This window comes from Frigoribacterium sp. MEB024 (genome assembly GCF_000878135.1).
Taxonomy (GTDB): domain Bacteria; phylum Actinomycetota; class Actinomycetes; order Actinomycetales; family Microbacteriaceae; genus Frigoribacterium.
The window spans coordinates 23808-39702 of the sequence record NZ_JXQZ01000022.1; the positions used below are offsets into that span (position 1 = coordinate 23808).

Consider the following 15895-nt stretch of genomic DNA (forward strand, 5'->3'; position numbering starts at 1 on the left):
GTCCTTACTTCGAAGCCAGCTCGGCGGCCTTGTCGGCAGCCTCGTCCATGGTCGCGACGACGGTGACCAGCGGGTGCGCCGCCTCCGCCAGGATGCGTCGACCCTCGTCGACGTTGTTGCCGTCGAGGCGCACGACGAGCGGCTTGGTGGCCGCGTCGCCGAGGATGCCGAGCGCGGCGACGATGCCGTTGGCGACGGCGTCGCAGGCGGTGATGCCGCCGAAGACGTTGACGAAGACGCTCTTGACCTGGGCGTCGCCCAGGATCACGTCGAGCCCCGCCGCCATGACCTCGGCGCTCGCTCCGCCGCCGATGTCGAGGAAGTTGGCGGGCTTCACGCCGCCGTGCGCCTCGCCGGCGTAGGCGACGACGTCGAGCGTCGACATGACGAGCCCTGCACCGTTGCCGATGATGCCGACCTCGCCGTCGAGCTTCACGTAGTTGAGGCCGGCGGCCTTGGCCTTCGCCTCGAGCGGGTCCGCCGCGTCGGCGTCCTCGAGTTCGGCGTGACCGGGGTGACGGAACTCGGCGTTCTCGTCGATCGAGACCTTGCCGTCGAGGGCGACGATGTCGCCCTGCTCGGTGAGCACGAGCGGGTTGACCTCGACGAGCGTCGCGTCCTCGCCCTCGTAGACGGCGTAGAGCTTCACCAGCACGGGGGCGACCTTGTCGATCAGCTCGTCGGGGAACCCGCCGGCCTTCGCGATCTCGGTGGCCTTCGCCAGGTCGATGCCCGCGCGGGGGTCGACCTCGATGCGGGCGAGCGCGTCGGGCTTCTCGACGGCGAGCTGCTCGATCTCCATGCCGCCCTCGACGCTGCAGAGCGAGAGGTACGAGCGGTTGGCGCGGTCGAGCAGCACCGAGAAGTAGAACTCGCGGGCGATCTGGGCGCCGCCCGCGATCATCACGCGCTTGACGACGTGGCCCTTGATGTCGAGCCCGAGGATGTCCTTCGCCGCGGCCTCGGCGTCGTCGGGGGTCTTCGCCACCTTGACGCCGCCGGCCTTGCCGCGACCGCCGACCTTGACCTGGGCCTTCACGACGGTGACGCCACCCAGCTTCTCGGACGCCGCTCGCGCCTCCTCGGGGGTGTCGGCCACGATGCCCGGCAACACGGGCACGCCGTACTGCTCGAACAGGTCTCTGGCCTGGTACTCGAAAAGATCCACGCTGTTCTTCCAATCCGCATCGCTGCGTCGTCTCACCATGATCCGTCTCGACATCGAGCCATCTCGACATGAAGACAATGGGCCAGCGGTCAGCCTAGCGGGCGACCCGAGGGGTACGCCGAGCGTCGCGTCTGCTGTGAGCATCGGGGGCCTGCCGTCGCCTGGGGAGTAGACGAGAGACACCCCGACAGAACGAGAAGACGGAGACACGCATGTCGAAAGAGAAGAACCTCGCCACGCAGGAACGCCTCGGCGAGATCCTGACCGCCCGCGAGATCGACCGTCTCGGCGAGGGCTTCCACGCCGACGTCGTCGATCACGACCCGGCCCCCGACGCTCCCGCCGGCCTCGCGGGCATCCAGGCCTTCTGGACCGACTTCTTCGCGGCCTTCCCCGACGCCGACCTCGCGGTCGAGACCCTCGTCGCCGACGACGAGAACGTCACCGCCGTCTTCACGATCTCGGGCACGCACACCGGCACGTTCCAGGGTGCCGAGCCCACGGGCAAGACGTTCACCGTGCGCGGCATCCAGGTCGGCCGGTTCGACGAGGACGGCCTGCTCGTCGAGCGCTGGGGCGCCACCGACGAAGCCGGCATGAAGCAACAGCTCGGCCTGGCCTGAACCGCTCCCCCCACCACCCCGCACCACTCTCGAGAGGACGCATCATGAGCGACACCAACACCCCCGCAGCGTCGGGTGACCAGCCCTACGACCAGGCCGACGAATTCGCCGAGTCCGAGCAGATCGCGACCAACGACGCCGTCGCCGGCGAGACGGTCTTCCCCGGCGTCGGAGAGGGCAACGACGGCCCGACCGGCGGTGCGCCCCGCGAGGGTTCGCCCGAGTACGCCCCGAACGACCTCGAAGGCGACGACATCGACCTCGACGAGACCGAGTGACCTCGATCACCCCCGTCTGACGACGCCCCCGCCGCAGCTCGCGGCGGGGGCGTCGTCGTGTCACGGCTCCTCCCCCGGCCTGCGTCGGCGGGAGCCGTGCACAGGAGGCGCGGTGCCGGCCTCGGCAGCCGGGGCCGCTGCCCGATCGTCGGTGCATGACCTCATCAACGAAGGCCCTCGGGCCCCCCAGACGGCGCCTCGCGCTCGCCCTCGCCCTGTTGTTCTCCGTCGCCGTCGGGCTGCTCGGCCACGCCCCGGCCGCCGCCGTCACCGGCACGGGACTCGGCCCGGGCCACCTCTGGCGCGGCGACAACGCCTCGTGGCTCGGCACGTACCGACTCGACGACGGCACCCAGGCGTTCTGCCTCGAAGCCGGCAAGAGATCGCCCGTCGGCAACCACTACGACACGACCACGGGTGGCGACGTGATAGGCGTCTCGACCGACGACCATGCGCGCCTCGCGTACATCGCCCGCACCTGGGGCGGCACGACCGACGCCGACACGGCCGCCGCAGGACAGCTCGCGGTCTGGACCATCACCGGCCTGAACGGCCACACGCAGCGGTACTACGCCGGCCGGGCCAACGAGCGCTGGCCGATCGTGCTCGAACGCGCGAACCAGATGCTCGCCGAGGCCTCGTCCGCCGCGTCGAAGTCGGTCGCCGCATCGATCATCGTCGAGCTCTCGGACGACGGCACGGGGCTCATCCGCCCCGACCTCACGGTCGACCGCGTGACGGGTGGGCCGACGACCCTCGAGCCCACGCATGCGGGCACGGTCACCCTGGACGGAGCCGTGTTCGCGGACGGTTCGACCACGGCCCTCGTCCGCAACGGCGAGAGCGTGCCCGTCGCCGCCACCGGTGACGCCGCCCAGCTCACCGTGACCGCCTCGGTCGAGTTCGTCGACCTGCCGTACGGACGGGTGACCACGGTGGGGAACAGCCCCGCCGGCTCGCAGATGATCCTCTTCTCGGGCGGGGTCGCGGCGTCCGCTTCCGAAGCCGCGAGTGTCGAGCAGCTGTCACCGCTGCCGTTCCAGCCGACGGTGTCGACGATCACCAGCGACACCGTGGCCGAGGCCGGCACGATCGTCACCGACCAGGTGACGCTCGGCGTGCGGCCCGGTGACGGGCTCCTGTCCGAGTGGGGACGATACGACGACGCCGGCACCTGGCGCCCCGTCCCGGTCACGGTGCGCAGCCGGCTGCTGGGCCCCTTCCTTGCCCCCGTGACGACGGCGGACGAGTGGCCGGACGACGCTCCGTCGGTCTGCGAGGTCGCCCTCGACGTGCTCGACGGCCCGGGAACCTACTCGACGCCGGGCTGCGAACTGCCCGGTGGCGGGTACTACACCTGGGTCGAGAGCATCGATCCCACGGACACGCCGGTCGAGGCCGGGCGTGACCGCGTGGGTTCCTGGCGGTCACCGTTCGGGGTGGCGACCGAGACGACCTTCGTGCCCTGGACGCCGACCATCTCGACCGTGGTGTCCGACGCCGAGATCGACCCGGGTGCCTGCGTCAGCGACGAGCTCACCGTCGTCGACCTGCACCCCGACGTGCCGGGTGGGGTCGACGTCGAGTCGGTGCTCGTCGGACCGTTCGCCGAGGCCCCCGTCGTGGGAAGCGACCTCGGTCCGATCGACCGTCTCGACCCGGACCTCGTCGTGGCTCGCGAGACGGTGACCATCGGCGAGGACGGCACGTACGCCACACCATGCATCGCCCTCGAGCGACCCGGCACGTACGTCTTCCTGTTCTCGTCGGAGGGGTCGGCTGTCGTCGATGACGGAAGCCAGGTCGTGCCGGCCTTCGCCGACACGACCGTCTACCGGAGCGAGATGGCGACGGTACGGCAGCCGGCCCCGGCCGAGACCCCGGCTCCCCCGGCAGGGCTGGCCTTCACCGGTTCGGAGGGTGGCGGGCAGGCGCTCCTCGTCGCCCTCGGAATCGTCGGGACCGGCTTCGTGCTCGTGGCCGCGGCCGCGGCGAGTGCCTGCCACGTGCGGAGGCGCCGCCTCGTTGAGGGCTCGGATGCAGCCTCCCTCGCGGTCGATGCCGAGGCGCTGTCGTCCTTCGGGCTGAGCGAGACGCGATGAACCCCCGGGTGCGGGTGCCGCGAGTCGGTCCGGGCTCATCCGGCCCGATCGAACGGCACCTGCACCCGGACGGCTCGACCGCTGCCGTCGTCCACGAGGGCGAACCCTGGCGTCGGCCGGTCGGCGAGGTCGGACTTCGTCAGCCGGAGCCCCACCTGGTCACCTTCGTTGGGCAGCTGTGGACTGAGCACGGCGCCGCACCGGTTGTTCCTCACGTCGACCTGCCAGCCGGCCCACCCCGCCAAGACCTCGCCGGTCGTCCCGGCCACGACGAGCGCTCGACCGGTGTCGGGGCACGACCGGAGGAACTCCGCGAGCCACTCGGCCGCGGGGCAGTCCTTGAGGTGTTCGCCGTCGTCGATGACGAGCACGCGAGGGCCGTCGACGTCTGCGAAGAAGGGCGCGAGGAGGGCCTCCTCGACGGTCCGGGTGGTGATCACCGCGACCACGCCGGGCAACCCCTCGAGCGCCCGCAGCGGCGATCGCCGTGGGGCGACGACGACCACTCCGATGCTCTGGGCCGCGAGCGACCGGACGACAGCTGCCAGGACGGTGCTGCGCCCGCTCTTCGGGGGGCCCGTCACAACGTAGCTGCCGGGGCCGTCGGCGAGGTCGGGACCCCACGGCACGAGGTCGTCGCCACCGACGCCGATCAAGGCGAAGACGCTCGCCGGATCAGCCGCTCCTCGGCGGGACCAGGCATCGTCGAACGAGATGGGGCCCGCCAGTTCGTCGACGCGGAAGGGCCGACGGGCGGCAGGAACCTGACGGTCTCGGTGAACCGCCTCGGCCCCACGTCGTCGCAGGGCCTCGGCCTGCGCCTGCCCCGTCGCCTCGGCATCGATCAAGGCGACCTGCGTCTCGATGGAGGTCTCGGCGGTGAAGCCCCGCCCCGGGGGCAGGACGTCGGGAAGTGCTCGTGCGTTCAGTCCGGCGAGGGCGTAGTCGGCCCGGTCGGTCAGACGCAGGAGCAGCTTGTCGTCGACGAGGGCCGCGAGTCGGCCGGCGACGAGTTGACGGTCACCCGTGACGAGCACGTGGACACCGGCTGCGGCGCCCTCACGCAGCAGCAACCCCACCTGGTCGACGAGCTTGCCGTGCTCGATCTCGGCGAAGGTGCCGGTGAACCCTTCCCACCGGTCGATCATGACGACGAGGTGCGGCAGCCGGTCGATCTCGGGAGCCGTTCGCCGCTGCTCGACCACCCCCGCGTGGCCTCCTGCCGCGAGCACCTGCTGCCGCCGGTAGATCTCGTCGACGAGCTTCGTCAGCAGGCGTCGGACCCGGTCGAGCTGGGTCCGCTGGACGACGGCTCCGACGTGCGGAAGGCTCTCGAGCGGCAGCAGGGCACCACTGCCGCAGTCGATGCCGAAGAGGTGGACGTCGGCGCAGCTCGTGCGGTCGGCGAGGGAGGCCGCGACGGTGCGCAGCACCTGCGAGCGTCCCGTGCGGGGGGCACCGACGACGAAGAGATGACCCAAGGTCTGCAGATCGAGCGCGGCCGGGGCCTGATGCTGCTCGGCCGGGAAGTCCTGCCTGCCGAAGGCCAGCAAGGGCACGTCTCCCTCGACGCATGCGTCGGCGTCGCGGCCTCCCGGGGGTTCTGCGAGGTCGTCGAGGACGAGCCTGTCCGGCAAGGCGTCGAGCCAGGGACGGTGCGGGCGAGGGATACCGAGACGAGCGGAGGCGGAGGCGAGCGCGTCGACGAGCTCGACCAGGTCGGTACGCCCGACGGACTCGGTCGACGCTCGTGGCGGCGGCTCGGCCACGACCCGCCCGAGTTCGTGCCAGCCGAGCGAACTCGACCACACCTCGGGCACGACGTCGGCGACCACCCCCGGACGTCGGCCACCGACACGGCCGGCCTGGAACGGGACGAGCGCGCTCGCACCCAGTCGGACGAAGGCGCGGCCCGGTGTGGACTTGGAGATGCCGGCCGCGTCACCCGCGTCGATCACGTCGCTGCTCTCGCCTGCATCGGTCACGCGCAGGGCGATCCTCAGGTTCGTGTTCGCCCGGATGTCGCCCGTGACGACGCCCGTGGGACGTTGCGTCGCGAGCACGAGGTGGATTCCGAGAGAACGCCCGCGCTGGGCGATGTTGACGAGGCCGGTCACGAAGTCCGGCAGCTCTCGGACCATGCTCGCGAACTCGTCGATGACGATCAGGAGGCGCGGCAACGGAGGCCTTTCGGCGTCGCCGACCGCGCCCTCCACGTAGTCCTCGAGGTCCTTCGCCCCGACATCGGCGAGGAGGTGCTCGCGGCGTCGGAGCTCGGCCCCGAGCGAGTGCAACGCCCGTTCCACGAGGTGCGTGTCGAGGTCGGTGACCATTCCGACGGTGTGGGGCAGTGGCGCGAAGTCCCGGAACGCGGCACCGCCCTTGTAGTCGACGAGGACGAAGGTCATCGACTCGGGGGTGTTGGCGGCGGCGAGCGCCGCGACCATGCTCTGGAGCAACTCGGACTTGCCGGACCCGGTCGTGCCGGCCACGAGACCGTGGGGGCCGTCCCGGCGGAGGTCGAACGAGAACGGCCCGTCGAGGCTCTCTCCGATGACGACCTCGGTCGTGGGGCCCGTGCGAGCCCACCGGTCGAGCACGGCCTCGGGAGTGGGCGGTTCGAGCTGCAGCACGTCGAGCAGTCGCGATCGGGCCGGGAGTCCGCCCGTTCCGCCACCGTCGTCGACGTCGACCAGCGGGGCGACGGCCCGTGCGACGGCCTCGAACCAGCCGGCGGGCACCAGGTCGGCCTTGACCTCGCGCACGTCGGCGGTGCGGTGGACGTCGAGGGAGTGCCGCGTGGGGCCGCAGGTGACGACGGCGACGCATTCCTCGGGAAGGGACCGTCGTTCGAGGTCGACGCACACCGCGTACACGCCGACGGAGGGCCCTTCGCGCAGGACGCGGACGAGCCCGGGCAGTGCCCGCAGCCGCCGCGCACCGTCGACGACGAGCACGATGTCGGTCGCCGCACGGAGCGTCCCCCGCGATTCCCGCACCGCCCGCTGGCGGGCGTCGATCTCGGCCCCCAGCTCGGCGATCCGACGCGCGACGGTCTCGGCGTCGTTCCCCACCCAGACGGTGGCCGGCCGACCGTTCTCCGGACGGGCATGGGGGACGTGGGCCAGCCACGACCAGTCGTCGCCCGCAGCGTGTTCGGTCAGGACGACTAACCGCACGTCGCGGGGGCTCTGGGCGACGGCGAGCTGAGCCAGCATCCACGCGACGAGAGGTCTCGCGTGTTCGGATCGGCCTGCCACCCCGACGACCCCGTGGTCGGCCAGATCGACGGTGACGGGCACGTCGACGGCAGGGCGGGCGACGGTCCGACGGTGCTCGAGTTCGGCCGGGTCCTCGATGGTGACACCCGACGGCAGATCCGCGGTACCGATCCTGACGCGCAGGTGGTCCGGATCGTCACGACGGCGTTCCCACAACCGCGAACGACGCCGGGCGGCGATGTCGAGCACGGTCGCGGCGTCGGGGCTGAGGTGTCGCAACTCGCGCTGCAGCTGCCGCACGGCGCTCTCGGCATCCGCCGCCACCGCCTCCTTCGTGGCCTGGTGGTCGGCGAGCCGCTGCCGGTGCGAGACCTTGCCGTTGCGCTTGTCGTAGAGGTAGTTGCCCATCATGACCACCGGCGACATGAGCCCGAAGGCGAGGAAGGCGACGTTCCCGAAGACGGTGACCATGACGACGGCCATCAGCATCGGAGCGAGCGCCGCGACGATCGGCAGGGGCCGTTTCGTCCCCTGTTGGGGTTCGGCGGGGAACCGGAACGTCGTGGTCGGCGGCTCCGGCAGGAGGCGCGGGGGGCGTGCGTGGTCGAGGGTGCCTCCGCCTTCGCTCACGGTGATCGCGGCGGACGGGTGCCCGGCCGGCGCGACGGCGAGGAGGGTGTCGCCGATGGTGATGACGCAGTGTTCGTCCACGGCGGCCGCACCTCGGACCGGAACGCGGTCGACGAGCACGAGTGGCCCGCGAGCCTCGTCGTCGGACTCGGGGAAGGCATCGGCCGTGGGGGTCAGCGTGAAGCGCCCGGCGCCGTCGAGTTCGATCGTCGCGACGATCGGCGGCACCCGCGCGTCGTCCAGTCTCACGCCCGCGTCCGGACCGCTGCCGAGGTGCACGAGCCCGACGTCGACGACGTGGATCGTCCCGGCACCGCGGCCTCCGATGATGCGGATGGTGGGCAGGTCGCCGGGAAGGCGGAGGTGCACGGCTGGGCCGCCGAGGCCGAGGACGGCACCGTCGAGCAGGACGCCCGAGCTGAGGCGTGCGGTCGGATCGACCGGGACACCGTCGACGGTGATGCTCGCGGGCTCGTCGGTCAGGGCGTGCCGCGCGTGACCGAGTGACGACGCGAGGTGCCGCGCCACGGCGTCGACGGTGGTGTCCGGATCGACGAGGAGCGAGCAGTCGGCCCGCTGGCCCGTCGGGACGTGCAGGACGGTGACGCACAGCCTCACGCGGCGGGCACCACGCTGATGCCGTCCACGAACACGTCGACTTCGTCGATCATGCCGAGGACGCCATCCGGCCCGCCGACCTGGCAGGTGACGCGGAGGTCGTACGGCTCGGCCCGGAAGGCGTAGACGAGCGTGGCGTGGAGGTCGGCGTCGCCCTCGACGGCCGCGTACCGCACGCCTCGGAGCCCCTGCCCGAGACCACTCGCCTCGACCTGCTCGACGACGGGAGGCTCGACCGCGGCCACGTCGCTGTCGAAGACCATGGCCCGGAGGGCGACATCACGATCACCCTCGACGAACCCGTACTGGACGCGCAGCAGCGACGGAGGGGTCGCGATGTCCGGCAGGTACAGGTACCGGCGTTCGTCCTCGGGCGACCAGCGCGCGAGGGCCGAGAGCACCTCCGTCAGCCAGGACCGGGAGGCGCGGGTCGACACCTCGGACCGATCGGCCACGGTGCGCACGGTCGCCTTGATCCACGATCGCGGCGCGCGGTGGCCGTCATGCGGCCAGGAGGTCGGAAGGGCCACCCAGGTCTCGGGGTCGTGCCCGATGAGGATGTCGAAATCGGTGGTGGCGTCGCTATCGGTCTGGGTCATGGTGCAGGTCGCTTTCTGTGGCAGTCGAGGGGGTTCAGGCGAGGGGCCGGTCGATGACGAGGCGTCCCTCGGCGTCACGCCAGCGGAAGGTGCTGAGCATGGCGTCGAAGACGTCGGTGAGGGCATCGACGATGCGGGCGCGCGCGTCGGCGTCCGGTTCTGTTTCTGTCGCGGACTCGCCCGAGGCGGTGGCACCCGCCTGCGCGGACCCGATGGTGAGGACGAGGGTGAGCAGTCGGTCGTCGTGGCCGGCGACGCGTGCCAGGACGGTCCGACGGCGGAGCGGTGTCAGGTCGGCGGCCTCGTCGGGTGCGGCAAGGGAGCCCTGTGGCGGGGCCTCTGCTGCGGGGTCGTCCCAGACGACGGCGGGATCGCCGGCGAGGACGATCGGAGCCGCGCCGTGGGTGGCGACCCGTCGCAGCAGCAGCCGGTCGAGGTCGGCGTGCTCGGACCGGGTGACGGGCAAAGACGCGACGACGATCGAGCACACGATGTCGGTTCCGGGCAGCGGGCCCGCACTGAGGTACGAGTCGAGCACGCGGCCGTTCGCATCCGCCGCGAGCGCGCTCGCCAGCGCCGACCCGAACCGCAGCCGCCAGTCGTCGACCATCGCCTCGGTCCCGAGATCAGGCTGCTCCCCCAGCTGTACGGCGACGAACGCCGCTGCGTCCGGCGCATCCATCCCACCCGGAACCCGGACGAACCCCGGAGGCACGACGATCGAATACGACGCCGCCACCGTCCCGGCCGTCCGCCCCACGTACCCCGGGCCGCTCATGACTCGTCCCCGGGGTTCCTGCTGGCTGAACACGACTGCCGATTTTCGGCGAGGGGCGCCTCTGCACGAGCCCGTGTTTTCTCGCGTCCGTCTTTTCTCTTTCGCTGCAGAAAGATGATTCCCAAACAGGTGAAGACGACGGACTCCGCGAGGAATAGACCGACGGCGAAAGCCGAATCGCGCGGCCAGTCTGCGGACCTTCTGAAGAGATCTCCGAAGACCCAGGCGTATCCAGCGCTGAGCCCGCACCAGAACGCCAAAACCCATGGATGCATGGTGTAGGGGACATCGAAGCCGCCTCGTCCTAGGAGATGGACAGCAACGAGAGCCAGCCCTATTGCCGAAACCCAGAAGGGAAAACTAGGCCAGGGAGCGGGGGGCCAATTCTGTCCCGCTTCGAAAAGGGATCTGCCTGCAGGGTTCACGCGGAGATTGCCGCCCTGCGGAATGGCGATGAGACCTAGGGTGAGGCGCATCACCTGCGAATAGACAGCCGGCGTGATTGCCAGGGCCCCAGCGATGACGGGCAGGAGCCCCTCTAGTCGCTGACGCGGCAACACCACTGCGACTCGTCGGCCCGCCATCAGAATTGAGCGCCCGGCGACATACGCCATGTGCTCTGCGAGCCCTGGGATTCCTGCACCTGCTTCATGCCCAGCTGCGTCGCGTCGCTCAACCCGCGCAAGTGGTCGAAGGTTTGTAACCCCCGTGCCACGTTGAGGCGGAACATCACACGTGCGACTTCGGAAGCATCATCAGCCAGTGCACCTGGCCGACTGACCCTCATGAAATGAAGCATGCGGCCGACGTCGGCGTCGCCCAACCCCTTGACGAGCGACCAGTCACCTAACCCGGGGCGCGCGCGCTGCCAGCTCCTGCTCACGGACCCGAAGGCGAGCCCCTTCGAGTAACCCTGCGAAACCAGGTGATTCGCTCTCGTCCGAGCAAGTCCCGCCATCATGCCGCGAGCCGAACCCACGGCAAGACCTCCGAGCCCCATAGTCACGGCTGAGAGGCCGGCAAGGGCGACGTCGGTCCAGGTACCTGTCCCTGCGGTCGCTCGAGCTGCCGTGATGGCAAAGGAGGCGAGGACAACGATGGCGGCCAATATGTTGACTCCTGGTATGAGGAGAGCGATGGCTGCCAGCCCCACCCCGACGACAGTCAAGACGTCCAGCAGCGTGCTGATCCACGAGTCGTTCTCCTCCATCCACTTCTGGAAGGCGGCGAAGCCGGCGTCCCACGCGCCCCCGAGGTCGTCCCAGAGGGTGTCGGCGAGGCCGTCGTCGGTGGCGTCGTCGATCCTGGCGATGGCAGCCGTCGCGGCGGTCTCGACGGACGTGTGCGCGTCGGTGAGGCGGCGCGCGTAGAGGGAGACCCGGCCCCGCGCCTCCTCGGCTTTCGTGCGTTGCGCGGCAGCCTGGTCGAGGTGCTCCTGCTTCGTCACCTCGTCGGTGGCCACGAGCGCGAAGTGCTCGTACCGCTCGACCAGCTTCTCGGCTGCGGCGAGGTCGTCCACGGCGTCGCGGTGGTTCGCCAGGGCCGGGGCGGCCGCCTCTTGGGCCAGCGACAATTCGGACGCGTACGCCTTGAGCGCGGACCCTGTCTCGCCGTATCGCCCCTCGGCCTTGCCGAGGCTCGCGGAGACCTCCTCGGCCTTGACCACGAACGCATCGAGGGCGTCGCTTGACGATGACCCCGTCTCGAGCGATCGCAGCTTCGCTGCCGCCCCTCGGATCGAGGCCGCCACGGACTCGTAGTGGCTCGCCATGGAGTTCAGCAGCACCGGGTCACCCGGTACCCCCACCAGGGAGTCGGCCGCCACCCCGGCGAGCGTGCCGGCCGTCACTCGTCGCCCCCGATCAGGACGCCTTCGAGTTCTCCGTCGACCTCGGTGAAGGTCTTGTCGATCGTCGATAACGCCTCGCCCAGCTCGGTGATCTGCTCGGCGAGCTTCGCCCGCCGGTCGTTCCAGTTCGTCGCGAACGACGTGACCTTCGCCGCCAGCCCGGCGTGACCGCAGGCCTCGGCCGTGGCCGACGCCGAGGAGTCGCCCGACTCGAACTCGGTCTTCACGGTGGTCAGGTCGGCGAGCAACGCCTCGAGACCCGCACCGTCGATTGTCAGGCTCGTTCGAGCCATGAGGTCCTCCCCTCGTTCCGGGAGACCGGAGCGCGTCGCGTCTCGTCGCGACCCGCCCCGGCCGTCCTACGGTGCGGTCGGTCAGCCCAGGCTGCTGGCGAGCTGCTGGTCGGCACCCTCGAGGGTGCTGGCCGCGTTCTCGAGGAACGTCGCCATGCTCTCGACCGCCGAGATCGTCTTCGAGGCCCCGGTCGTGAACTCGGTGTACGTCGCGTCGAACGCCTTCGACGACTTGTCGGTCACGTAGCCCGAGCCGACGAGGTTGTCGATCTGCGACTTCATCTGGCCCAGTTGGTCTTCGATCGCGCGCTGCCCGTTCCGCAGCTGGGTGGCCTGCGTACGCAGGTCGTCGTAGGTGACGGTGACATTGGCCATGAGGTGATCCCCTTCTTGTGAGATGCCGACCGGTCGGTCGGACCTGACCAATATGTCATGCCTGATAGTTTGCGTAACGGTTCTCCACAGATCGGAGTCGACATGCGTCGCAAGAAGGACAAGCCCAGGAGGCGCGAGCACCACCCGACGCCGCCGCCGGTGATCACCGCCGAGACGATTCGTGAGCAACGCGCCGCAGGGCTGCTCTCGCGCATCACCACCCTGCCCCTCCAGCCGCCCGCGCCGATCGTGACGTCCCCTCCCCCGCCGACCCGCGCCTCCTCGGGGTTCGTCGTCGAGGAGCATCGAAGCGGGTCGGCGCAGCACGCCCCCGTCATCCCGGAGAGCACGGCACCGTCCGCCGCCGCACCCCCCGCGCCCCTCGCACCCCCCGCGCCCATCGCGTCCTTCGCGCCCCTCGCCGCCCCGATCCCTCACGCCCCGCGGCCTCCCGCCACCACCCCGAGGCAGTCAGCCTCCGAACAGCCGGCCGGCGATGACGCGGTGCCATCCGTTCCCGATCTCGAGGCGACGACGCTGCGTCCTCGGTACTACGGCCTGCGGCTGCCGGACGAGAGCGTCGTCCCCGTCACACGGCGCGCGATCGTCGTCGGGCGTCGAACCGACCGCCCCCTGCCCCCGCCGCCCGACGCCGACGTCGTGGCCCTCGACGACGTCGGCCGTTCGCTGTCTCGCCACCATGTCTCGATCGTGATCGGTACCGACGCGGCCGTCTGGGTCACCGACCTCGGTTCGGGCAACGGCACGACCCTCGTGGCGACCACCGGCGAGGCCATCGAACTCGAGGCTCACACCCCGGCGCGCGCCCGGGTCGGATCGCTGCTGTCGATCGGCGACCACAGCGTGACGGTCGTCCGGCACCGACCCGAGAGCGACACGACCGACGCCCTCCTGCCTTCCAGGACACACGACACGACCTCTCGCGAGAACGCGGAAGGACGCTAGATCTTCTCGATCGGCGCGACCTTGATCAGCAGTTTCTTGCGGCCGGCGCCGTCGAAGAGCACCTCGGCGATGCGGCGGGCGCCGATGCCGGTGACGGCCATGACGCGACCCTCGCCGAAGTCGACGTGGGAGATGCGGTCGCCTGCCTCGAGCTCCATGTCGCCGTTGTCGCGGACGGTACCCGTGACCCGGTTGGCCCACTCGGTCTTCGGCTTGGTCTTCGCCGCCGCCGTGGCCCGGTCGTAGCTGCCCGAACCGTAACCGCCCGACGCCCGCGGTGTCGCACCGCGGTTGCCGTCGCCGCCCTCGCGACGGGCATTGAGTGCCCGCGGCTGCGTGCCCCCACGGCTGGTGGCCATGCCGGGCGACTGCTTCCAGTCGATGAGCTCGACGGGGATCTCTTGCAGGTACCGCGACGGCATCGCCACGTTGACCTCGCCGAACTGCGCCCGCGTCATCGCGAGCGACAGGAACAGCCGCTGTCGCGCACGCGTGATGCCGACGTAGAACAGTCGTCGCTCTTCGGACGGACCGCCGGGCTCGTTCGCCGACATGCGGTGCGGCAACAGGTCTTCTTCGACGCCGGTGAGGAACACCGCCTCGTACTCGAGCCCCTTGGCGGTGTGCAGGGTCATCAGCGACACCGTGCCGCTCGTGTCGTCGAGGTCGTCGGCGGCCGCGACCAGCGTGACCTCGGTGAGGAAGTCGAGCAGCGTGCCGTCGGGGTTGTTCTTCTGGAACTCTTTCGTCACCGCGACGAGCTCGTCGATGTTCTCGGCGCGGGCCTCGTCTTGCGGGTCACGCGACGCCCGCAGCACCTCGACCAGGCCGCTGCCCGCGATCAGGGCCGACAGGATCTCGTGGACGGGCGCGGTCGCCGCCGTGGCCTGCACGTCGTCGAGCAGCTTCGCCAAGCCCGTGATCGCACCGGTGACCTTCGGCCCGAGGCCGAGCTGGTCGGCGTTGCGCATCGCGTCACGCAGCGGCGCCTCGTTCGTGTCGGCCCAGCGCTGCATCGCGGTCTCGGTCGCCGGACCGATGCCGCGCTTGGGCACGTTCATGATGCGTCGCAGGGCTAGCGGGTCGGCCGGGTTGGCGACGGTGATCAGGTACGCCATGGCGTCCTTGATCTCGGCACGCTCGTAGAACTTCGTGCCGCCGAGCACGCGGTACGGGATCGCCGACCGGATGAAGATCTCTTCGAGCGCACGCGTCTGCGAGTTGGTCCGGTAGAAGACGGCCATGTCTTTGTAGTCGGTGCCGGACTCGTGCAGCGCCGCGATCTCGTCCGCGACGAACTGGGCCTCGTCGTGACCGGTGTAGCCGGTGAACCCGACGATCTTGCTGCCGGCACCGACCGTGGTGAAGAGGTTCTTGGCCTGACGGTCGAAGTTGTTCGAGATGACCGCGTTGGCGGCGTCGAGGATGTTCTGGGTCGAGCGGTAGTTCTGCTCGAGCAGGATGACCTTCGAGTTCGGGAAATCGCGCTCGAACTCGACGATGTTGCGGATGTCGGCGCCCCGGAACGCGTAGATCGACTGGTCGGAGTCGCCCACCACGGTGAGCGACGCCCCGGGGATGCCGCCGCTGCCGTCACGCATCGACTGGACGAACTGGCCGCCCCTCTCGAGCTCGTCGACGAGGTCGGCCTGCACCGGCCGGGTCAGCTCGCGGATGAGCGAGTACTGCGCGTGGTTGGTGTCTTGGTACTCGTCGACCAGGATGTGCCGGAACCGCCGCTGGTACTGCGCCGCGACGTGAGGAAAGGCGCGGAACAGGTAGACGGTCTGGGCGATGAGGTCGTCGAAGTCGAAGGCGTTCGCCCGCTGCAGCTCGCGGGTGTACTGCCGGAAGACCTCGAGGAACATGACCTCTTGCGGGTCGTTCATGTTGATCTGGCGCGAGTACGACTCGACGTCGCTGAGCTCGTTCTTGAGCTTGGAGATCTTGCCCGACGCCATGCTGACGGTGAGCCCGAGCTGATCGGCGTCGAGCTCTTTCAGGATGCGCTTGAGCAGCGCCCTCGAGTCGGCCGAGTCGTAGATCGTGAAGCTCTTGGTGAAGCCGAACTGCTCGGCCTCGCGCCGCAGGATGCGCACGCACGCCGAGTGGAACGTGCTGATCCACATGCCCTCGCCGGCCTGGCCGACGAGGTGCGCCACGCGCTCGCGCATCTCGGCCGCGGCCTTGTTGGTGAAGGTGATGGCGAGGATCTGACTGGGCCACGCCTCGCGCGTCGCCAGCAGGCCCGCGATGCGGCGGGTCAGCACACTGGTCTTGCCCGAGCCGGCACCGGCCACGATCAGCAGCGACTGCCCGCGGTACTCGACCGCCTCTTTCTGCTGGGGGTTGAGCCCCGCGGTCAAGGGGTCGCCGGAACCGCCGGCAGCGTCAG

Annotated in this window: 12 protein-coding genes; 4 read left to right on the plus strand and 8 right to left on the minus strand. The window is 70.3% G+C overall.

Annotated elements, in window-relative coordinates; genetic code table 11:
• Positions 1-4: 4 nt before the first annotated feature.
• Positions 5-1168, minus strand: coding sequence for an ADP-forming succinate--CoA ligase subunit beta (sucC, locus tag SZ60_RS05160; protein WP_043594277.1), 1164 nt, complete (start codon positions 1166-1168; stop codon positions 5-7).
• 212 nt (positions 1169-1380) lie between these two features.
• Between sucC and SZ60_RS05165 the strand changes: the two genes are divergently transcribed.
• The 3 genes from SZ60_RS05165 (at position 1381) to SZ60_RS16350 (ending at position 4171) form a co-directional block, all read left to right on the plus strand.
• Positions 1381-1791, plus strand: a complete 411-nt coding sequence (locus SZ60_RS05165) for an ester cyclase (RefSeq protein ID WP_043594279.1) — start codon at positions 1381-1383, stop codon at positions 1789-1791.
• Positions 1792-1835: 44 nt separating this feature from the next.
• Positions 1836-2069 (plus strand): hypothetical protein, encoded by a 234-nt coding sequence (locus SZ60_RS05170; RefSeq protein ID WP_043594281.1) that lies wholly within the window; start codon positions 1836-1838, stop codon positions 2067-2069.
• 155 nt (positions 2070-2224) lie between these two features.
• Complete coding sequence (locus SZ60_RS16350; RefSeq protein ID WP_052505174.1) at positions 2225-4171, plus strand: thioester domain-containing protein; 1947 nt, start codon at positions 2225-2227, stop codon at positions 4169-4171.
• 35 nt (positions 4172-4206) lie between these two features.
• Here SZ60_RS16350 and SZ60_RS05180 read toward each other — a convergent pair whose 3' ends face one another.
• The 6 genes from SZ60_RS05180 to SZ60_RS05205 form a co-directional block, all read right to left on the minus strand.
• Positions 4207-8640: an FtsK/SpoIIIE domain-containing protein gene (locus tag SZ60_RS05180; RefSeq protein WP_043594282.1), complete on the minus strand. Its 4434-nt coding sequence runs from the start codon at positions 8638-8640 to the stop codon at positions 4207-4209.
• The gene (locus tag SZ60_RS16355) at positions 8637-9239 is read right to left on the minus strand and encodes a hypothetical protein (protein ID WP_052505175.1); all 603 of its coding nucleotides are present in this window, start codon (positions 9237-9239) and stop codon (positions 8637-8639) included. The genes SZ60_RS05180 and SZ60_RS16355 overlap by 4 nt, the downstream gene beginning before the upstream one ends.
• A 34-nt stretch (positions 9240-9273) precedes the next feature.
• Positions 9274-10017 (minus strand): hypothetical protein, encoded by a 744-nt coding sequence (locus SZ60_RS05190; RefSeq protein WP_156155492.1) that lies wholly within the window; start codon positions 10015-10017, stop codon positions 9274-9276.
• A gap of 583 nt (positions 10018-10600) precedes the next feature.
• Complete coding sequence (locus SZ60_RS05195) at positions 10601-11842, minus strand: putative T7SS-secreted protein (protein WP_156155493.1); 1242 nt, start codon at positions 11840-11842, stop codon at positions 10601-10603.
• Positions 11843-11862: 20 nt separating this feature from the next.
• On the minus strand, positions 11863-12159 hold the full coding sequence (locus SZ60_RS05200) for a hypothetical protein (protein WP_052505176.1): 297 nt from the start codon (positions 12157-12159) through the stop codon (positions 11863-11865).
• Positions 12160-12240: 81 nt separating this feature from the next.
• Positions 12241-12534: a WXG100 family type VII secretion target gene (locus tag SZ60_RS05205; RefSeq protein WP_043594286.1), complete on the minus strand. Its 294-nt coding sequence runs from the start codon at positions 12532-12534 to the stop codon at positions 12241-12243.
• Positions 12535-12636: 102 nt separating this feature from the next.
• Here SZ60_RS05205 and SZ60_RS05210 point away from each other — a divergent pair, with 102 nt between their 5' ends.
• A complete protein-coding gene (locus SZ60_RS05210; RefSeq protein ID WP_156155494.1) occupies positions 12637-13500 on the plus strand; it encodes an FHA domain-containing protein in 864 nt (287 codons plus the stop codon).
• Here SZ60_RS05210 and SZ60_RS05215 read toward each other — a convergent pair.
• Positions 13497-15866, minus strand: a complete 2370-nt coding sequence (locus tag SZ60_RS05215; RefSeq protein WP_082059891.1) for a UvrD-helicase domain-containing protein — start codon at positions 15864-15866, stop codon at positions 13497-13499. The genes SZ60_RS05210 and SZ60_RS05215 overlap by 4 nt on opposite strands.
• Positions 15867-15895 lie beyond the last annotated feature (29 nt).